The organism is Vibrio methylphosphonaticus (assembly GCF_023634655.1).
GTDB classification, from domain to species: domain Bacteria; phylum Pseudomonadota; class Gammaproteobacteria; order Enterobacterales; family Vibrionaceae; genus Vibrio; species Vibrio methylphosphonaticus.
Genome location: NZ_JAMKMS010000001.1, coordinates 68,404 through 89,042, shown reverse-complemented (window position 1 = coordinate 89,042; position 20,639 = coordinate 68,404). Strand labels below are relative to the sequence as shown.

Genomic DNA, 20,639 nt, shown 5'->3' with positions numbered 1-20,639 from the left:
AATAGCTTAGTTTTTAAATACTCACATTTTGAATATTAAACGCAAGACTTAATACGCTAGGAGTGTAATTGTGGATAAACCTTGGCTTTCTCGATACCCAAGTGACGTGCCAGAAGAGATCAATCCGGATCTGTATCCTTCTTTAGTAGAGATGTTCGAACAGTCTGTGCATAAATTTGCCGATCAGCCTGCTTTTGTCAACATGGGCTCGGTCATGACGTTTCGTAAGTTGGAAGAGCGCAGCCGTGCTTTTTCAGCGTACTTACAAAATGAGTTAAAGCTAAAGAAAGGCGACCGCGTCGCTATTATGATGCCTAACTTGCTGCAATACCCTGTAGCCTTGTTTGGTATTTTAAGAGCCGGTCTCATCGCGGTTAATGTGAATCCACTTTATACGCCTAGAGAATTGGAGCATCAGCTCAATGATGCAAACGCTAAAGCGATAGTCATCGTTTCTAATTTTGCCAATACGTTAGAGCAGGTCGTTGATAAGACGCCAATCAAACACGTTGTCTTAACCAGTCTTGGACAAATGCTGCCACGGGCGAAAGGCACGGTGGTGGATTTTGTTGTGAAGTACGTAAAAGGCATGGTGCCAAAATACAATCTTCCGGGTGCGATTTCATTTCGACAAGCGTTACATAAAGGGCGTCGCCAGCAATACGTGAAACCGTTTATGTCCGGTGACGACATCGCCTTTTTGCAATACACCGGTGGCACCACTGGTGTGGCGAAAGGTGCAATCCTAACGCATCGTAATATGATAGCGAACGTACTGCAGGCGAAAGGCATGTACGGACCGGTATTGCAAGAAGGGCGTGAGCTTGTGGTAACAGCGTTACCGCTGTATCACGTCTTTGCTTTGACGGTAAACTGCTTATTGTTTGTTGAGATGGGCGGACAAAACTTACTTATTACCAACCCTCGTGATATCCCTGGCTTTATTAAAGAGCTGCAAAAGTATCCATTTACGGCGATCACAGGCGTTAATACACTCTTTAATGCCCTTATTCATAATGAAGACTTCCATGAATTAGACTTTAGAGGGTTACGTCTGTCTGTGGGTGGTGGCATGGCGGTACAACGCGCGGTTGCCGAGCAATGGAAAAAGACCACGGGCTGCTTATTACTTGAAGGGTACGGTCTGACGGAGTGCTCGCCATTAGTGGCCGCTTACCCTTACGACTTGGAAGAGTACAACGGATCGATTGGATTGCCTGTTCCGGGGACAGAAGTGCGCATCGTTGATGAAGAAGGTCAACCGGTATCCGATGACTCAACGGGCGAGCTGCAGGTTCGTGGTCCGCAAGTGATGCAAGGTTACTGGCAGCGAGTAGAAGCGACTAAAGAGGTGATCAATCAAGACGGTTGGTTATCAACGGGTGACATCGTCAAATTTGATGAAGATGGCTTCTTGCACATTGTTGACCGTAAAAAAGACATGATTTTGGTCTCGGGCTTTAATGTGTATCCAAACGAAATTGAAGATGTGATTGCGTTACACGAAAAAGTACTCGAAGTGGCGGCTATCGGTGAGGCGAATGAAGCATCGGGTGAGTTGGTGAAAGTGTACATTGTGAAAAGCGATAACAGTTTAACCAAAGAAGAAGTCATTGAGCACTGTCGCACTCACTTAACTGGGTATAAAGTGCCAAAACGTGTCGAATTTAGAGAAGACTTACCTAAGACCAATGTAGGTAAGATTTTACGCCGAGTACTCCGTGAAGAGAACGACGCGAAACTAACACAAACATCAGAAAAAACGGTTTAGCGTTAACCTTTTGTTACTATCGATGTTAAAATGCCAGCTCTCAAAGCTGGCATTGTTTTTTTAAAGAGAGTCGTCGTGGAATATCAGATAATTACAGAATTTGCCGAGTTAGAATCGGTATGCACAAAAGCTCGTGAATCCGACGTAGTGATGTTGGATACGGAGTTTGTTCGTATCCGAACTTACTACCCAAAACTGGGATTAATTCAGCTTTATGATGGTCATCAGCTTTCTCTGATTGATCCGCTGACGATCAGCGACTTCTCGCCATTTATTGCGCTATTACAGGATGCGTCAGTCCTGAAGGTCTTGCATGCTTGTGGTGAAGATCTGGAAGTGTTTGCCAATAGCTTCGGTTGTATGCCCTTTCCAATGGTGGATACGCAAATTATGGCCGCCTTCCTCGGCTATGGGTTGTCGACAGGTTTTGCCGCGTTAGTGGATGAGTACATCGATGTCCAGCTTGATAAGAGTGAATCTCGAGCCGATTGGGTGGCTCGACCACTGACGCAAAAGCAACTCGATTACGCCGCGGCCGATGTATTCTATTTATGGCCGTTATATCAACAGTTAAGCGAAAAAATAGAAGAGAAAGGCTGGTGGGACGCCGCGCTGCAAGAGTCAGAACTGATGACGCAAAAGCGAGGTAAAACCCCTAATGCTGAGCGAGCCTATTTGGATATTAAAGGAGCATGGCAACTGAGCCCTAAGCAGTTAGCCGCGCTTAAGCCACTCGCAACATGGCGCCTAAAAGAAGCCATCCGTCGTGACTTAGCGCTTAACTTTGTGGTCAAAGAGCAAGATCTCTGGACCATTGCTCGCTTTGGATTAACTCAACCTAAAGCAATGGAAGAAGAAGGACTGGATCCTCGTTCTATCCGTCGACATGCCGACAAAATTGCTTCTATCGTAAAATCCGCTAAACAGCTATCTGCGGACGAGTACCCAGATAAAATTGAACGTTTGATGGATTACCCCGGCTATAAGCAAATCTTTAAATTGTTAAAAGATGAAGTCAAGGTTGCCTCTCAGCAAACTGGGTTGGCAACCGAGTTTTTAGCATCGAAAAAACAACTGAATCAGTTCTTGTCGTGGATTTGGAAGAAAGACCGCGATCCTGCGCAACTGCCTGACGTGATGCAGGGGTGGAGAATGGATGTTTTAGGTCGACATTTAGAAAAGAGAATGAGCTAAACGAATGCTATTGCCGCTTTAGATAGAAGAAACCGAGTGAATCATCACTCGGTTTTTTTATGCGCATCCCGCAATGTGCTAGGTATTCACTCGTTCAGAGTTTGAGGCAATTGGGGGAGTGGTACTCAGTGTATTAGTTATTGCTGTGCAATTCGCTGTTGAGTTCTACCGCAGTTTTATTCGTGAGACACTCAATTTGACCCGTTACTGAGTTACGACGGAACAGTAAGTCAGACTTTCCAGCTAGGTCACGCGCCTTAGCAATTTCAACTTCTTGCCCTGTAGAGTCCAGCATGCGAACCTTAGAGCCTGCAGTGACATACAGACCAGATTCAACCGTACAGCGATCGCCTAGTGGGAAACCAAGACCTGCGTTTGCACCAAGTAATGAGTTTTCGCCGATAGAGACGACAACCGTACCGCCGCCAGATAGTGTGCCCATAATGGAAGCACCACCACCAATATCAGAACCGTTTCCAACCACAACGCCTGCAGAAATACGACCTTCAACCATGCTCACTCCCGTTGTACCTGCATTGAAGTTGATGAAACCTTCATGCATAACGGTCGTCCCTTCACCCACGTGTGCGCCTAAGCGAACACGTGAAGTATCAGCGATACGAATACCGGTTGGCACTACGTAGTCTACCATTTTAGGGAATTTATCCACGCAGTCGACGCTCAGTGCTTGTCCAGCAAGACGAGCTTCAATTTGACGGTCTGCCAACTCAGGAAGATCGATTGGACCTTGGTTTGTCCAAGCGATGTTGTGCAGTAGACCGAAGATGCCATCAAGCACTGTGCCGTGTGGCTGTACTAGGCGGTTTGAAATCAGTTGTAGCTTCAAAAAGCCTTCCGCAACAGACTGTGGCTTTTCATCGCTTGCGAGAACCACAAGTACGAGTGGTTGTTGTGACTGTGATGCTTTCTCAGCGAAAGCGGCATTTTGAGCGTCGTCACTATTAGCAAAAGCCGTCGCTAGCTGTGCACTTTGCTCTGGGCTGATCTCGATAGCTTGGTTGCCTTGAGTGTAACCAGACACTTCTGCAATCGCGGCGATAGTCGCATCGCTTGGATTGAGTCGTGGATGTGGGAAAAATGCTTCGATGATTTTTCCATCGCGGTTTTTAGTGGCGGTACCGAAGGCGAGTGAAAATGCTGCCATGACTATCGTTCTCCATTTTGAATTGTCCGTAAACCAGTGCTAGTGGAGCAAGGGTTTAGATTCTGATGATGTTTTTAGCTTAAGTTGTTGGGTTTATCTTAAGTGTTGGTTTTATCTTAAAGAGTGGTAAGGGCAGATGAAAGAGCAAATAGGGCAAAAGTCTGTAAAAAGATATTGGTTGTCTTTATAGAGACACTTTTCGCCAAAAAGAAATCATCCTTAACCGACAACGATGCGACTTATTTATACGGTTTAGTTATACGGCTTACTTATGCGGCTTAGCTATGTGGCTAATTCGTCACTGGGTGAGTCAGTTACTAGGCGACTTAGTTACCGGACGAGTTAGTTACCGGACGGGACGACTTAGTTATCAGACGAATTAGTTACTGGAGTGGTTACTTGCTGGGGTGGTTAGTGACCGAGTTATTGAGCGAATACATTGCTGAGTGAGTTCGTCACGAAGGGTGACGTTACAAAACGAGGTAGTGGCAGAAATAGTACCTGCTCGTCAGTGAGTGATGGCCAGGGGAAGCGTGTGGATTTGGAGTGATTAAATGGAAAAAAGAATCGGCTCAAAGCACGTGACTCTAAGCCGATTGACAGGGATATTACGCCGCGTCGTCTTGAGCTTCAACTGGCTCAACCGCTTTTGGTTTCTTTGGCGTTGGCTTACGCTTAGCACCCAGCGCATAAAGCACTTCTTCTTTATTTTGCGCTAAGAACAAGGAAAGCTCTTCCTGCTTTTCTTCGTTTTCAATGAGCTTGCTTTCACCTAGCAGCGTAAACAGTTCATCAGCAGTATCTAACATTTTGTCATAAGCGTCAGCTTCAGCTTTAGAGGTAAAAGTCATCTTTTCTTCTCCGTTGCGTTCCACCACGTACTTGACGATTACAGCCATGGTTAATCCTCTAACAAGTTAAATTTTTTATCGACAATACTGGCTGTTTATACATAGGTTTAAAATGCTTGTCCAGTCAGGGCAGCAAAACTGAGAGCTGATTGCCTATTTCCTACTCGCAAGCGTTCAGTGTGGCATGCTCGCTTGGTGTCAATATAAGTTCTAGTTAGTTCTAGACATAAGATTTAGTTACGCTGCCATTGTTGGCAAAATGAAATAAAAGAGCGCAGCAGCGGGCTTTGATATTTCTCTTTGTGAAAGAGTAACCAAAAACGTCGCTTCATATCGAGTGACACCGGTATTTCACGAATGCGACCGTCACGGATAGCGGTATGAGCGGCAAGTCTAGAGATGCACGCCAGTCCTAATCCAGACGACACGCAGTTTAAAATGGCTTCCGTTGTATTGAGCTCAAATGCTTCGTGCCACACCTCGATACGGGGCGCGACGGCACGTAAGAAAAATTCTCGGGTGCCGGAGCCAGGTTCTCTGAGTATCCATTCGCTATTTTCTAGTAATGAAAGTTCGATGACCTCATCCCCAGCTAGTGGGTGGTCCACACTGGCGACAATGCACATTTCATCTTCGCTAAACGGGGTGCTTTCTAACTCTGGATGCAGTGTTTTACCTTCAATCAAACCAATATCAAGTTCATAGTCAATCAGCTTTTGGCAAATAAGCGCACTGTTTGAGATAAACAGTTGTTGCGCTTTGTGCTGGCAACTTTGTCGATACTCACTGAGTAAATATGGCGCGACTTGATTGCCGATAGTGTCACTGGCTCCGATACGTAACTGACCACGAAAACTTTGTTCATCTGAAAATAGGGACTCAATGTCTTTCGCTCGGCTCAGTAATTCGTCGGCAAGTGGCAGTAGTTTTTGCCCCTCTTGGTTGATCACCAAGCGATTGTTCACGCGATCAAAAAGGGCATGACCAATTTGTTTTTCTAACTCGCTCAGTGACATACTCACGGCAGCCTTGGAAAGAAACAGCGTGTCGGAAGCCGAGGTTAGCGTTTGGTGCTGCGTCACAGCAACAAATACTTTGAGTTGCTTTAAGGATATATGAGTATTCATGTTCTATTTTTTTGAACGCTAGTTGAAAACAATTAGATGTACCTAAACGTAAACTAGAATTATCATTAACGCAACTTAATACAGCAGACAAGGCATGGTTATGATTGCGACAGTAAAACGAGTTCATCATAAAATGAAAAGCGCACCAACCCCGATGGCTGGTTTGGCGTTAGGGATTGCTAGCCTTGGATGGTGTTGGGAAAATGCGGGTGATTTTAATCACGTTGCACAGTGGTCAAGCGCTGCCGTAGCAAGTGTACTATTGGTGATACTTGCTTATAAATTTTTGTTCCATAGTCACCTATTGGTGCAAGATCTCGCACACCCAGTGGTGGGGAGTGTTGTCCCAACGTTTGCCATGGCGACCATGGTGGTATCGAACTCTGTCGGGCAGTTTTATCCTGTGCTTGGTGACAGCATTTGGTTAGCCGCTGTGGCGCTGCATGTTGTGTTCCTAGCCAGCTTTACTTATCATCGCAGCCGTGATTTTGAGTTGCACCATATGGTGCCAAGTTGGTTTGTTCCACCCATTGGTATTGTGGTGGCGGACGTTGCGTTTTCTGGTACTGCAGCACTCGCACCTATCGCGAATGCCGTCTTGTACTTTGGGATTGCCGTCTATGCGGTGATGTTACCCTGCATGGTGTATCGCTTAATTTTTGCAGCCGAAGTGCCGGATGCGGCGAAACCAACGCTAGCGATATTAGCGGCGCCAGCAAGCCTCTCTCTAGCGGGATATTTAACGGTGGTTGCAGATCCTTCTCCCGTATTGGTGGCGATGTTATTTGGTATCGCAGTACTGATGACATTGGTGATTTACTTCGCGTTTATTAAATTGCTTCGTCTCCCATTTAGCCCCGGCTATGCTGCGTTTACTTTCCCGTTGGTGATCAGTGCAACGGCATTGTTTAAACTAGCGGCGTGGATGACAAATGTTCATGTGCCACAGAGTGCGGTGGAGCAGGTGGTCACACTTGCTAATATCGAGTTAGTCATTGCCACAGCAGTGGTGAGCTATGTGGCGATTCGTTACCTGTTTGCTTATCGCCCAATAAACTTGGTGGCGTCATCAAATAACACGGTATCTCGATAAGCTTACGGGTTTTATCGCTGGGTAGTTCTGCGTTATCGCGTGGTAATGTGATAATCTTGAGAAAGGATTATTTGCTAAAGGCGCGGTAACGTGTTCACCGTTTATCACTCAAATCAAATAGATGTACTTAAATCCCTATTAGTACAGCTCATTAAAATCGATCCACTCGATAACCCCTTCGAAAAAGAACAAATTCTTGTGCAGAGCCCAGGTATGTCGCAGTGGCTGAACATTGCCATGGCGCAAGAGTTTGGTATTGCGGCGAACACGGACTTTCCTCTTCCAGCGACGTTCATTTGGGACCGTTTTACCCAAGTGCTTGATGATGTCCCGTCACGAAGCGCCTTTAATAAAGAGGCGATGACGTGGAAAATTATGCATTTGCTGCCAAGCCATCTTCACGACGATGATTTTGCGCCTCTTGCTCAATATCTCGAAGGTGATGAAGACGCGTCTAAGCGCTATCAGCTCGCAGAGAAAATCGCCGATATTTATGATGGCTATTTGGTGTATCGACCAGAGTGGATTGCCGCTTGGGAAGCCGGGCTCACTGTTGCTGAGTTAGAAGACGAGCAGCCTTGGCAGGAAAAGCTATGGCAGTCTCTATATGATCACACAGTAGCGTTAGGTCAATCGCCTTATCATCGAGCAAACTTGTATGAGCATTTCATTGATTCGCTCGCTCAGAGTCATGGTGATGCGAAGTTAGATACCCGATTGGCGGGTTTGCCAAAGCGTTTGTTTGTGTTTGGTATTTCATCGTTACCCCCTCGTTATTTAGACGCCCTTAAAGCGCTTGGGCAGCATATTGATGTCCATATGATGTTTACTAACCCTTGTCGCTTTTACTGGGGAGATGTACGGGATCGTAAGTACCTTGCACGCTTAGCCGCAAATAAGCGCAAACACTTACAAGCAATTGATGACGTTGCCGATGTATCAGATTGTCAGCAAACCTTGCTGTTGAAAGGAAGCATTGAGGACAATCTTGATGATGAGTTACACGTGACTGATGTTGGCAACAGTTTATTGGCCTCGATGGGAAAACTGGGGCGAGATAATTTGTATTTGCTCTCGCAACTTGAATCCAATGAGATCGATGCATTTGTCGATGTCGACCGAGACTCGTTACTGCATCATATTCAAGCCGATATTTTGAGCCTTGAAGAGCATCAAGATGATGCGGTTATTCTCCATTCAGAGCACAAGCCTGAAGTGAATGCTAACGATCGTTCTCTCACTCTGCATGTCTGCCATAGTGCGATGCGGGAAGTCGAAGCACTGTACGACAATCTCCTATCAATGTTTGATAACGATCCGCAATTAAAGCCTAGAGACATTATTGTCATGGTGGCAGACATCAATGCTTATAGCCCTGCCATTCAAGCGGTGTTTGGTAATGCGGCGGGTGAGCGTTATATTCCGTTTTCGATATCGGATCGTACAGCGGATAAAGAAAGCCCATTACTTAATGCCTTTAATCAGTTGCTTGCTCTGCCTGAATTACGCTGTACGTCCAGTGAGTTACTTGAGCTTCTTGATGTCCCTGCCATATTGGCTCGCTTTGATTTGGACGAGCAAGAGTATGCAATGATCAAACTCTGGGTGGATGAAGCACAAGTACGCTGGGGAGTGAATGAACACACTGCGAGCGAATTTGAATTGCCTGAGTTTGGACAGAACTCTTGGATGTTTGGTATTTCAAGAATGCTCGCCGGTTATGCGATTAGTGAAGAATCGGGGCTACTGACCATTGATGACACAGTGATTGCACCTTATGAGCAAACGCAAGGCATGCGCGCTGAAACCGCGGGCAAGTTAGCACAGTTTATTGATACCGTTGCAAACTACCGTCAACGCCTCAACACGGCTGTGAGCATTGAGCAGTGGCGTAGTGTCATTAATCAGTTGGTTGATGCCTTCTTTAAAGTTGAGCTTGAAGGCGAAGTGGTCATTAAGTCAATACGAGATACCATTTCTGGTCTTCAGGAGCAATTACAAGACGCCTGTTTTGACGAAACACTCTCTCCCAAGATAGTGCGCCAGTACTTTACGAATAAATTATCTGGCTCACGCGTTAGCCAACGTTTTTTAGCCGGACAAGTCAACTTTTGCACCTTAATGCCAATGCGCTCTATCCCATTTAAAGTGGTGTGCTTGCTTGGTATGAATGATGGTGTATACCCGCGAAGCGTCCCGCCAGAGAGTTTTGATTTAATGACAGGACGAACACGCGCCGGTGACCGCTCAAGAAGAGATGATGACCGCTATCTCTTTCTAGAAGCGCTATTGTCTGCACAGCAATCGCTGTACATCAGTTACGTAGGACGATCGATTCAAGACAATACTGAGCGTGTGCCTTCGGTCTTGGTGTCGGAACTGATGGAGTATTGTCAGCAAAATTATCGACTGCCTAATGATGAAGCGTTGAGTGTTGATGACTCAGGTCTGCGACTTATCGAGCAGTTGACGCAAGAATACCCTATGGTGCCATTTAGTCCCTCACATTTTGATGCCAGTAGTGCAAAACAAAGTTATGCCGCTGAATGGTTACCAACGGCGCAACAAAGTGCCCAAGAACAAGCGGTTGGTGCCGTTGCGAGTCATTTTGTATTACCTCCGATACTTCGAACTAGTGATGAAGTGATTGAGCTAGACCTTGCCGAGCTACAGCGCTTCTGGCGTTTGCCGGTTCAATATTTGTTCAATCGCCGCTTACAAGTGTCGTTCGATCAGCAGCATTTTATGGTGGAAGAAGACGAACCTTTCTCACTCAACGGGCTCGAGAGTTTTGGTTTGCGTAACGAGCTGCTACATGCGCTGGTAAAAAATGGCGGTCAATTGTCTGATGCCGAGACGCAGGCTTTTCAGCAACAGCAAAAAGCGCAGGGCTTTTTGCCGGTTCGTCATTTTGGTGATTTGGAACTGGCTGGAAACATGGGACAAACGCAAGAGCTGGCGCAAGCTGTAGCGGCGCTCACCACCTCAGCGGTAGACGATGCAGAAGTGAATCAGCTCATTGATTTGGGCAAGCATCGGGTTCGCTTGCAAGGTTGGATTACCGGGCAGTTCTCGTCTGGGCTGGTTCGCTATCGTAGCGGCAGACTCAGAGCGAGTGATTATTTAAGTGCATGGATTGATCATCTGCTTTTAGCCGCTATTGGCAAAGGTAAGGTGACTCATATGCTCGCTTATGACAAAAAAGAAGGGGTCGTGCATCGCGTGTTGCCAGCATTAGATGTTGATGCTGCGATGAGCTATTTAAAAGAGTTGCTGTCGTTCTATGTGCAAGGCCTTGACCAACCACTAGCGTACTTCCCTGAGACTGCGATGGCAGGCATTGAAGCCAATTATAGCCGCGGTGCTTGGAAACCAGATGATGAAAAAATGCTCAGTAAAATGGAAGCTAAATTTGTGGGTGGCTATATGGTCACGGGTGAGGGCGGCAATGCCTATATTTCTCGAGTTTGGCCACAATGGGAAGAGGCGATGGCACAAGAGAGTAAGCGAATTGCCATACAAGTGCTGCAAGCACCCCGAACATTAAGCCAAACGGTCGAAGACTATTACTCATAGGCTAACCATTACTCATAGGCTAACTATTACTCACAAGTTCAACCTAAGCGTTCCTGAAAGGATTGGTGTTAACAAAAGGAGTGGTGACCGCCAGCATTATTAGAGTATGTAGGGTTGCTGGTCGGCCACAGGGTCAGAGGGACCGTAAATCGTTAGGTGAATAGTAATGATTATAGTGAAGTAATTCTGTGAATGGGATCTCGCGATTCTATAGCTATGCTATATAGTTTGTTGTTTTAATTAAAATTTAAGTGCTACGTCACAAAGTTGAGTTTATACGCCATGCCAGACAAGAATATTCAGACGCCAATTGCTCTCGATACCATGAGCTTTCCCCTGTACGGAGCTAGGCTTATCGAAGCCTCAGCGGGTACAGGAAAGACCTTTACGATAGCAGGTCTCTATTTGCGTTTGTTACTTGGGCATGGAGATGAAAGCTCTCGTCATCAGCATCCGTTGACGGTTGATCAAATACTGGTAGTGACCTTTACCGAAGCGGCGACAGCAGAATTACGCGACCGGATACGCGCCCGAATTCACCAAGCAAGAATTGCCTTTGCTCGTGGCAGTAGTGATGACCCTGTGATTGCGCCATTGTTGGTGGATGTTGATGATCATCGTTTTGCGGTCTCTACCTTACTGCAAGCCGAAAGACAGATGGATGAAGCGGCGGTGTATACCATTCATGGCTTTTGTCAGCGTATGCTGACGCAAAATGCTTTTGAGTCGGGTTCGCGCTTTAATAACGAATTCATTACCGATGAAAGTCGCCTAAAAGCACAAGTTGTCGCGGACTTCTGGCGCAGTCAATTTTATCCATTAGGGTTAGAGCTAGCCAATGAGGTTCGTAAGTTATGGTCGACGCCTAGTGCATTGCTTCGTGATATTTCACGCTATATGACCGGACCGAATGTGTCATTTACTCGCCATGCGAGTGCCACCGACCTTAATGCGTTGCATCTACAAAACCTAGCTGCAATCCAAGCGCTTAAATCACAATGGCTTGCGGTCTCCGAGGATATTGTGCCGTGTATTAGTGCATCAGACGTCAACAAACGTAGTTACACCAAAAAATCACTGCCAACATGGGTATCGGCAATTACAGAGTGGTCTAAATCAGAGACCAAAGATTATTATTTTCCGGATTCTCTAGAGAAGTTCTCGCAAACGGTATTGAATGAAAAAACCCCAAAGGGCGAGCCTCCGGTTCATGAGGTTTTCCAAGCCATCGAAACACTCCTTGCCTCGCCTCCTGAGCTAAAGACCCCCTTGCTTGCTCTGGCTATCAAGCGTTGTCGACAGCGCCTCATTGACGCGAAAGAGAGTAAACAATGGTTGTCATTTGATGATTTGTTGACGCACCTGTCCGCCGCATTGGAATTTGAGTCCGGTGATGGGTTGGCGGAAAAAATACGTCAGCAGTTTCCCGTGGCGATGATTGATGAATTTCAAGATACCGACCCGCTTCAGTATCATATTTTTAGCCGAGTCTATTTGCAGCATGCCCAATGTGGCTGGTTCATGATTGGCGATCCTAAACAGGCCATTTACGGTTTCCGTGGTGCAGATATTTTTACTTATATCAAAGCAAGAAACCAAGTGACCGACCATTACACATTGGGCACCAACTGGCGTTCCAGTGAAAGTATGGTTCAAGGGGTTAATAGCTTATTTAAGCAGGCGATCTCTCCGTTTGTTTATGATGATGATATTCCGTTTTTTGCTGTCCAAGCTAACCCGAAGGCGCATTTGCGTCATTGGTGTCTCAATGGTGAAAAACAACCCGCAGTCGAGTTTTGGTTACAAGAATCAGAAAAACCGTTGCCTAAAGGTGAGTATGTGACGGCGATGGCCGCATCGACTGCGCAACATATCAAAACGGTGCTCACTGGCGCGCAAACTCATGAGTCCATTTTAGTCAACGGTGAAAAGCAGACACCGATAGAAGCGGGCAATATTGCTGTGCTAGTAAGAACGGGCAGTGAAGGTCAGTTAATTAAGCAAGCCTTAGCGGAGCGTGGCATTGCCAGTGTTTACTTGTCTAACCGTGACAGTGTGTTTGCCAGTGGTGTTGCTATTGATATGTTACGGCTACTGCAAGCTGTGTGGTCTTTAGGGGATGAGCGAGCCCTAAAAGCGGCGTTAGCCAGTGAGCTCTTTGCTTTATCCGCTACCTATTTAGATGACCTGAACAATGAAGAAACCGTGTGGGAAAAAGTGACGGCAGAGTTTCAAGAGTATCGTCATTTGTGGCAAACCCGTGGTGTACTTCCTATGTTGCGAGCGGTGTTATTTAAACGTGAGATTGCCAGTCGACTGCTGACTCAAGCGGGGGGAGAACGTTTATTGACCGACTACCTTCACCTTGGAGAGTTATTGCAGAATGAAAGGCAAGATTTAGAAAGTGATAGTGCATTGCTGCGTTGGTTAGGTCAATCGATTGAAGACGCTGCGCAAGGGCTAGGTGGCAGCGATGAACACATTCAACGTTTAGAGTCAGAAAGAAATTTGGTGCAAATTATCACCATCCATAAGTCAAAAGGTTTGGAGTATGATTTAGTCTATCTGCCTTTTGTAACCAGCTATAGAGAAGCGTCAGAAGCGAAGTATTATGATGAGGCATTGCAATCCCCTGTGATTGATCTTGCTCAGTCAAAGTCGGCATTAGCCCAAGCAGATAAAGAACGCTTAGCAGAGGACCTACGTCTTATTTATGTGGCATTGACGCGCGCGGTTTATGGTTGTTTTATTGGTATTGCTCCGCTTCGAAATGGCCGTTCAACGAAAGAGCCGACAGGCGTACATCACAGCGCTATTGGCTACTTAGTTCAGCAAGCTAAAGAGCTAGGAGTGAATGACCTGGGTTCGGCACTGGCGCAATTAGCCAAGCAGCAAACGGCGATCAGAGTGATGTCTCCACCGGAAGTTGATGATGAGCTATATCGACCAAGCGAAGTGATGTTACCTGATCTTAGTGTGAAAACCTTAGTAACAGACATCGACCGCCATTGGCGAATGACCAGTTACTCCAATTTGGTGAAACAAGGCCATCACCATTCAGACCGAGAAGTATTTATTGAAGCGGCCGGCATTGATATTGATTCCTCGCAAGAGGCGGAGACGCTATCGCTGATGGAGCCAGAAAAAAGTATTTATCATTTTCCGAAAGGGGCGCGGCCGGGTACGTTTCTTCATACCGTATTTGAAGACGTGACGTTTACTGAGCCTGCAGAGTCCGAGTTGAATCGGGATGTGATTGCTCAGCTTTTGGAAAAGGAGCAATACGATCCTCAGTGGCTGCCCGTTGTTCACAATCTTGTTGATCGTGTGCTCGACACTCCGCTGGATGGTGATTCGTTGCGATTGCGAGAAAAAGGGACGTCACAGAAGTTGGTCGAAATGGAGTTCTTATTACCCATCGAGGTGCTTGATGCAATGTCACTCAACAGGGTGATTCAGCGTCACGATGAGTTGTCGGCACAGGCGAAAGACCTGGGTTTTTATACCGTAAGCGGCATGTTAAAGGGCTTCATTGACCTCGTGTTTGAACATAATGGTAAGTACTACGTGCTTGACTGGAAATCCAATTATCTTGGTGACAGTCCTGAGTATTACCAACAGGCACAGCTTAAACATGCGATGATCGATCATCGTTATGATTTGCAATACCAACTGTATGCGTTGGCGTTGCATCGCTTTCTCAAAACACGAATAAAAGACTACAACTATGAGACGCACTTTGGTGGCGTGTATTATCTATTTTTGCGTGGTATTGAACCTGGGTCGACGTCTGGAATTTTTTACAGTAAACCTGAACAGACATTGATAGAAGATCTCGATGCGCTGATATCTGGCGAGACCATTCATCATGATCGCTTTAATGAGCAACAAGGGAAGACTCAATAATGTCACAGCTGTTTCAATCCTTACCTGAAGTCGTGGCGTTTCTTGCAGAGAAAAAGGTACTACGACCACTCGATATACAGTTTGCTAAGTTTGTCTCGTCTTTAGAGTCTGAGCTTCGAGCTGAAGTGATGTGGCTTGCTGCACTGACAAGTGCCAATTTAGGACAAGGACATATTTGCGTAAATCTTGCTCCGATAACATCTGATATCAATACATCTGATATCAATACATCTGATAGGAATGCGTCACTGGAGAGTTCAACACTACCTTTGACATCCGGGTCACTGCCAAGCGCCAGTTTGCTTGGCATTTATGGCGAGGTTGCGCAGCAAATTGATGGTTTAATTAACCAGGTTGATTGGCTGCGAGTATTGAATGACGCAAAGAGTATCACGACGTCGTTGGGTACGCTTCACAACGACATGTCACCGACCCCTCTTGTTTGGCAACATGGTCGCTTGTATTTGCATCGCTATTATCGATACGAACAAACTATCGCTGATCGGATGAATGCGATGGCAAGTGCCATCAGTATAGAAAGCCCAGCACAACTGGCTAATTTGCTTGATCAGTTGTTTGCTTGTGAATATCACTACTTATTCTCCGCATTACAGCAATTGCCTGGTGAAAAAAATACCCAAGTGCTTCGCCAGCAGCTGGTGTGCGATTTTCTTGATGTGGTTACCCCGGAGCTCATCAATTGGGGGGACGTTGACCAGAAATTAATGCACGCAAAGCAATCAGGCGATCTTAATATATTGGATAACCTAATCCCGTTATCTTGCTGTCTTAACTGGCAAAAGGTGGCAGCAGCGGTCGCGTTGACTCGTCGATTTTCGGTGATTTCTGGTGGACCCGGTACAGGTAAAACGACCACGGTAACGAAATTACTAGCCGCGTTGGTTCATCAGGCAGGGCTGACCCAACAAAGCCCAATTATAAAGCTGGTGGCGCCGACAGGAAAAGCGGCGGCAAGATTAACAGAATCGATAGGTAAAGCGTTAAGCAGCTTAGCTATCGAGCCAGAAATACTCGCAAAAATTCCAACAGAGTCCAGTACGATTCACCGTTTGTTAGGGGCAATCCCCAACCGTGTTGAGTTCCGCCACCATCGTGAAAACCCACTTCATTTGGATGTATTGGTACTTGATGAAGCCTCTATGGTGGATTTACCTATGATGCACCGTTTGCTCGACGCACTACCTGCACATGCTCGGCTTATTTTGCTCGGTGATAAAGACCAATTGGCATCGGTTGAAGCGGGGGCCGTGTTGTCTGATATTTGTGAGTTTGCCAGTCAGGGCTATAGCCAAGGACAAAATGACACCATTAAGCAATTAACGCAGTTTGATTGTCGCCATAGCAGTGCTCAGCGCAATGCTCCTAGCCAGGCAGCCATACAACGAAGCGCTGTGGCAGATGGCTTATGCGTACTACAAAAAAGCTATCGTTTTGATGCTCGGTCAGGAATAGGGCAATTGGCAAAGACGATTAATGCCAGTGACACACGTGGCTTTGGGCGGGTGTGGGATAAAGGTTTTACTGATATTGTCTGGCATCATTTAACCGCAGATGCTTATCAGAACCTGCTACAAAGTATGCTAAAAGCTTATCAGCCTTATTTACAGATTGTTGCCATAAGACCCGATGGAGAAGCACTTCAGAGCGCAGATAGGTTAGCTATTTGGCAGCGATCAACGGCAAAATCAGCGTTGGAGAGCTTTTCTGGTCATCGGTTACTGTGCGCGGTTCGCGAAGGCGACTTTGGGGTTGTGGGACTTAATCAGCGAATAGAACAACGACTAAAGCAGCGCGACATCATTAGCAATGGTGAAGCACAATGGTATGCGGGGCGTCCTGTTATGGTGACGAGAAACGATCACAACTTAGGGCTTTATAACGGTGATATCGGTTTGTGTATGACGGATTACACTGGAGACGTTGCGAAGCTAAAGGTGTTTTTTGAACTTCCAGATGGGTCGATAAAATCGGTATTACCGAGTCGTGTTCCCGAGCATGAGACCGCTTATGCCATGACGATTCATAAATCACAAGGTAGTGAGTTCACGCATACGTTTATGATTCTGCCAGCCGACTTTTCGCCTCTACTAACGAAAGAGTTGATCTACACGGGTATTACACGAGCAAAGAAAACGTTGACGCTAATCGCTGAGCCTCAAGTGATACTGAAAGCTATTCGTTGCCAAACAATAAGGCATAGCGGTCTGGCAAGTCGTTTGAAATCGTAGTAGAGAATGTATTGGAGTGGGAAAGAATTACAATGGTTAAATGGTTAAATGGTTAAATGGGTAAATGGGTAAATAGGTAGATGACACTACCATCCGTGGTAGTGAGTTCTTTTATCAACCGAATAAGGTCAATTAAACACTTCCGAAAAAGTGATTTTATTGATCTTATATTGCTCCTGATAAAGCCCGATTAACGACTGAACCTTATCAGTCGCGGGAAATACACAGTGAACATGTAGACCTTCGAGTAGATGGTTTTCAGCCATATCCCAAAAGCTTTGAATAGAATTACAAATAACAGTACGCATAGATATTGCTCTCAATGGCAGTAGTGGCACACGTAGCTATCCCTGCATTCCCAATAATTGGGACTTACATCACAATAAATCCTGTAATTTGATCGAATTTTAGTCACTAACGAGAGCGATGTAAAATAATTTATGCAATTAATTAAGGGCAATCGGTTTTATATATCATTTAACGATTTATATTCGCTCTTGAGCGTATCGTTATTAGGCGTTTAAATGGCAATAACGATTTAGATCGGTAAAGCTAAAATCTTTGATTTACGTTGAAAATTATAAAAATCTTGTTTGGACATCGGCAGTGACTCCACGCCTATTTCATGGAAGCCTTGCTCACGAAACCAATGCAAACTATGTGTGGTGAGGACAAAAATTTGCTCAATGCCTTTGGACTTAGATTGCTGCCTCATGTGGTTTAGCAATAACAAGCCGCGATTACCGTCACGATAGTCGGGATGAATTGCGACGCACGCCATCTCCGCCATTTTATCTTCATTATAAGTGTACAGAGCGGCGCAGCCGATAATGAGTCCATCTTTTTCGATAATGGTGAATTGGTGGATCTCTTGCTCAAGTTGCTCTCTTGAGCGTCTAACCAACACCCCTTCTTCCTCTAAAGGTCGTATGAGATCGAAGATGCCACCAATATCATCAATTTCAGCTTGCCGAACTTGTTCTGCACTCGCTTTAACGATTTGGGTACCAATACCATCGAGCGAAAAAAGCTCCTGAATTAGGGCGCCGTCGATTTTATAGCTAATGAGATGGCAACGTGGCACACCGGCATGACACGCCGCTTTCGAGGCTCGTAAGAAGCGTAAAGTACCACTGCTGCTTTCTGGGTTGCGTGCTTCGTTTACCTCGAGATCTGTGATGATGCGGTTGACTTCCGATGGAAAGAGCTCAGCCAATGCATTGCCATTGCTATCCAGTACGCCTTGCTCAGAACAAAAGCCAATTAACTTATCAGCATTTAATTTTATCGCGACTTTGGTCGCCACTTCTTCTGAGAGCAAGTTGAATGTTTCACCCGTTACCGAACCCGCGACAGGGCCAAGTAGCACAATAGAGCCTTGATTGAGTACGCGATTAATACCATCGACATCAATACGGCGAACTTTACCACTGTGACAAAAATCGATGCCGTCATCGACACCTAACGGCTGAGCGATCACAAAATTACCACTCACAACATTGAGTTGCGTTCCAGCCATGGGCGTATTGTTTAGGCTCATGGACAGACGTGCGGTAATATCGAGCTGCAGGCGGCCTGTTGCTTGCATGACGTAGCCAAGACCGCGTTCATCGGTAACGCGTGTGCCTTTGTGATAGGGAGAGTGGCAGTCATTTCGCTCGAGTAGATCATTGATTTGTGGGCGAGCGCCGTGAACAAGAATGAGCTTGACGCCGAGACTATGCAGCAAGGCAATGTCACTGATGATATTGTTGAAGTTTTTGTCAGAAAAGGCCTCGCCACCGAGCGTAATCACCATGGTCTTGTTGCGATGGGCATTAACGTATGGAGTGGACTGCCTAAATCCTTTTACTAAGGCGGTGCTACGGATTTTCACGATGGTAACCTTCTACTGACAGCTGAAGTTTTGTTATTTATGTGGAAATAATGACTTTTTATTCATCTGTGTGCAAGTGAAATTTAAAGGATAGCCAAATCAACGCAGTGAAAAATATGGTCGTACTAAGTTGTCGTCGCAGTTATTGGAACAGAGGTGCATAATGCAAGGTAATCGGATTGCTCATGGAGGCTTAGATTTATTTCGATGAAAACGTCTCAAGTGGTGAGCTCTACGTCACCTAAAAAAAGCAGTAGGTGGTTTGAACGAGTTCTGATTCTATTGGCGATTATTGGCACGGTTGCGGTGATGAATCTTTATCAGGATTTGATTCAGCGTTACCAGAGCCATAGCAACCCAAAATCGTCGGTTTATGGGATGTGGGTGGAAAAAAATGCCGCTTCTTACGTGAAAGATTGGTTCGAACTTGGTGAAAATGGTGTGATGATAAACCACAGAATAGTGGCGACCAACTTTGATTTAAAAGGGGATTTGATAACCTTTTATTCCGGTGATGTTCGCTATCAGTATCAAGTGCTCAATAAAAACAAAACCCAATTGCAGCAATTATCACCCACGCATTACCATCCCGTGTTTGAATTGTCAGGAAAACACAAAAAAAGCCTTCGATAACCCTACGTTTTATTGCGATTTTTTAAAGAGTTTGCCATCCTGAATGCAACATAAATAAGGGATAACAATCTTGATAAAACGTATTTTACCATTGGCTTCAGTTTTACTGGTTTTTGGTTGTGCTCAACAAACGGATCGCGCACAACAGTATCATGACCAAGAGTTCCCATCATTTTTGAACAAGACAGAAGTGATTGAGTCCAATCAGCCAAGAAATTTCAATAGTTTTGAAAAGCAAGCGGCTGAAGTCACTAAGAACTCGCCATCGATGGCGAAAACGTATCAACCGCTATATGAACAGCTACAAGAGTGGGCGATAAAGAGCGGTGACCCTAAACAGCTCAGTGAGTATGGTGTTCAAGCTGCGCAACTCGGTGGTGGGGATAAAAAAGGTAACGTTTTGTTTACTGGCTATTTCTCACCGGTTATGGAACTGCGCCATCGTCCTGATGAGAAGTTTAAATACCCGGTTTATGGTCTTCCCGATTGTCAGCAAGACTGCCCAACGCGTGCTGAAATCTATGGGGGAGCTTTGAATGGTCAGGGCCTAGAGCTTGGCTATGCGGATAACTTAATTGATCCATTCATCATGGAAGTCCAAGGCAGTGGCTTTGTCCACTTTGGTGATGACGACACCTTAGAATACTTTGCTTACGCAGGAAAAAATAATCGCGCTTATGTGAGCATTGGTCGCGTTTTAATCGATCGCGATGAAGTGCCGAAAGAAAAGATGTCGCTAAAAGCCATTAAAGACTGGGTAATGACGCAAGACGAGAAAACGGTTCAAGCTTTACTTGAAGAAAATACCTCCTTCGTCTTTTTTGCTCCGCAAAAGGCGGCGCCCGTGACGGGTAGCGCTGGTATCCCACTTCAGGCAATGGCAGCCGTTGCTGGCGATCGTAGCACTTTTCCAATGGGAACCCCTATTCTAGCCGAGGTCCCATTACTTAACGCTGATGGTACGTGGAGCGGTGCACATGAACTGCGACTATTGATCGTATTAGATACGGGTGGTGCGGTGAAAGGGAATCACTTTGACCTGTACCACGGGCTAGGCGATTTTGCGGGTACCCAAGCGGGGCACTATAAGCACTTTGGTCGGGTTTGGAAGTTGGGTCTAGAGAACTCTCCTTCGCAAAATCCTTGGGCACTCTCCCCGGAAAAAAGCGTCGATAAAAAGAAATAATTGTTTGAAAAA

The 20,639-nt window shown here is 45.8% G+C and carries 13 protein-coding genes; 8 read left to right on the top strand and 5 right to left on the bottom strand.

Annotation, left to right across the window (positions count from 1 at the left end; genetic code table 11):
- Positions 1-70 precede the first annotated feature (70 nt).
- A complete protein-coding gene (gene fadD / locus M9196_RS00435) occupies positions 71-1,771 on the top strand; it encodes a long-chain-fatty-acid--CoA ligase FadD (RefSeq protein ID WP_250615562.1) in 1,701 nt (566 codons plus the stop codon).
- 75 nt (positions 1,772-1,846) lie between these two features.
- On the top strand, positions 1,847-2,965 hold the full coding sequence (gene rnd, locus M9196_RS00430; RefSeq protein ID WP_250615561.1) for a ribonuclease D: 1,119 nt from the start codon (positions 1,847-1,849) through the stop codon (positions 2,963-2,965).
- A gap of 133 nt (positions 2,966-3,098) precedes the next feature.
- Here rnd and dapD read toward each other — a convergent pair whose 3' ends face one another.
- The 3 genes from dapD to M9196_RS00415 all read right to left on the bottom strand — a co-directional run bounded on the left by dapD (position 3,099) and on the right by M9196_RS00415 (position 6,108).
- A complete protein-coding gene (dapD, locus tag M9196_RS00425) occupies positions 3,099-4,130 on the bottom strand; it encodes a 2,3,4,5-tetrahydropyridine-2,6-dicarboxylate N-succinyltransferase (RefSeq protein ID WP_250615560.1) in 1,032 nt (343 codons plus the stop codon).
- Positions 4,131-4,738: 608 nt separating this feature from the next.
- Positions 4,739-5,029, bottom strand: a complete 291-nt coding sequence (locus M9196_RS00420; RefSeq protein WP_250615559.1) for a YebG family protein — start codon at positions 5,027-5,029, stop codon at positions 4,739-4,741.
- Positions 5,030-5,214: 185 nt separating this feature from the next.
- Positions 5,215-6,108, bottom strand: coding sequence for a LysR substrate-binding domain-containing protein (locus tag M9196_RS00415; protein ID WP_250615558.1), 894 nt, complete (start codon positions 6,106-6,108; stop codon positions 5,215-5,217).
- Between the two features lie 100 nt (positions 6,109-6,208).
- Here M9196_RS00415 and M9196_RS00410 point away from each other — a divergent pair, with 100 nt between their 5' ends.
- The 4 genes from M9196_RS00410 to recD all read left to right on the top strand — a co-directional run bounded on the left by M9196_RS00410 (position 6,209) and on the right by recD (position 16,932).
- Complete coding sequence (locus M9196_RS00410) at positions 6,209-7,201, top strand: TDT family transporter (RefSeq protein ID WP_250615557.1); 993 nt, start codon at positions 6,209-6,211, stop codon at positions 7,199-7,201.
- A gap of 90 nt (positions 7,202-7,291) precedes the next feature.
- The gene (gene recC / locus M9196_RS00405; protein WP_250615556.1) at positions 7,292-10,777 is read left to right on the top strand and encodes an exodeoxyribonuclease V subunit gamma; all 3,486 of its coding nucleotides are present in this window, start codon (positions 7,292-7,294) and stop codon (positions 10,775-10,777) included.
- 282 nt (positions 10,778-11,059) lie between these two features.
- On the top strand, positions 11,060-14,683 hold the full coding sequence (gene recB, locus M9196_RS00400; protein WP_250615555.1) for an exodeoxyribonuclease V subunit beta: 3,624 nt from the start codon (positions 11,060-11,062) through the stop codon (positions 14,681-14,683).
- Positions 14,683-16,932, top strand: coding sequence for an exodeoxyribonuclease V subunit alpha (recD, locus tag M9196_RS00395; RefSeq protein WP_250615554.1), 2,250 nt, complete (start codon positions 14,683-14,685; stop codon positions 16,930-16,932). Before recB ends, recD begins: the two co-directional genes overlap by 1 nt.
- Before the next feature lie 128 nt (positions 16,933-17,060).
- Here recD and M9196_RS00390 read toward each other — a convergent pair whose 3' ends face one another.
- Together M9196_RS00390 and argA are read right to left on the bottom strand one after the other, a co-directional pair.
- The gene (locus tag M9196_RS00390; RefSeq protein ID WP_250615553.1) at positions 17,061-17,240 is read right to left on the bottom strand and encodes a hypothetical protein; all 180 of its coding nucleotides are present in this window, start codon (positions 17,238-17,240) and stop codon (positions 17,061-17,063) included.
- Between the two features lie 230 nt (positions 17,241-17,470).
- Positions 17,471-18,808, bottom strand: coding sequence for an amino-acid N-acetyltransferase (gene argA, locus M9196_RS00385; RefSeq protein ID WP_250615552.1), 1,338 nt, complete (start codon positions 18,806-18,808; stop codon positions 17,471-17,473).
- 207 nt (positions 18,809-19,015) lie between these two features.
- Here argA and M9196_RS00380 point away from each other — a divergent pair, with 207 nt between their 5' ends.
- Both M9196_RS00380 and mltA read left to right on the top strand, forming a co-directional pair.
- On the top strand, positions 19,016-19,441 hold the full coding sequence (locus tag M9196_RS00380) for a DUF2850 domain-containing protein (RefSeq protein ID WP_250615551.1): 426 nt from the start codon (positions 19,016-19,018) through the stop codon (positions 19,439-19,441).
- A 70-nt stretch (positions 19,442-19,511) separates the two neighbouring features.
- A complete protein-coding gene (gene mltA, locus M9196_RS00375) occupies positions 19,512-20,627 on the top strand; it encodes a murein transglycosylase A (protein ID WP_250615550.1) in 1,116 nt (371 codons plus the stop codon).
- Positions 20,628-20,639 lie beyond the last annotated feature (12 nt).

What these genes read in the sequence shown, in the direction of transcription:
- dapD (WP_250615560.1), bottom strand. Translation starts at nt 4,130, where the DNA reads ATGGCAGCATTTTCACTCGCCTTCGGTACCGCCACTAAAAACCGCGAT.
- M9196_RS00420 (WP_250615559.1), bottom strand. Translation starts at nt 5,029, where the DNA reads ATGGCTGTAATCGTCAAGTACGTGGTGGAACGCAACGGAGAAGAAAAG.
- M9196_RS00415 (WP_250615558.1), bottom strand. Translation starts at nt 6,108, where the DNA reads ATGAATACTCATATATCCTTAAAGCAACTCAAAGTATTTGTTGCTGTG.
- M9196_RS00410 (WP_250615557.1), top strand. Translation starts at nt 6,209, where the DNA reads ATGATTGCGACAGTAAAACGAGTTCATCATAAAATGAAAAGCGCACCA.
- recB (WP_250615555.1), top strand. Translation starts at nt 11,060, where the DNA reads ATGCCAGACAAGAATATTCAGACGCCAATTGCTCTCGATACCATGAGC.
- recD (WP_250615554.1), top strand. Translation starts at nt 14,683, where the DNA reads ATGTCACAGCTGTTTCAATCCTTACCTGAAGTCGTGGCGTTTCTTGCA.
- M9196_RS00390 (WP_250615553.1), bottom strand. Translation starts at nt 17,240, where the DNA reads ATGCGTACTGTTATTTGTAATTCTATTCAAAGCTTTTGGGATATGGCT.
- M9196_RS00380 (WP_250615551.1), top strand. Translation starts at nt 19,016, where the DNA reads ATGAAAACGTCTCAAGTGGTGAGCTCTACGTCACCTAAAAAAAGCAGT.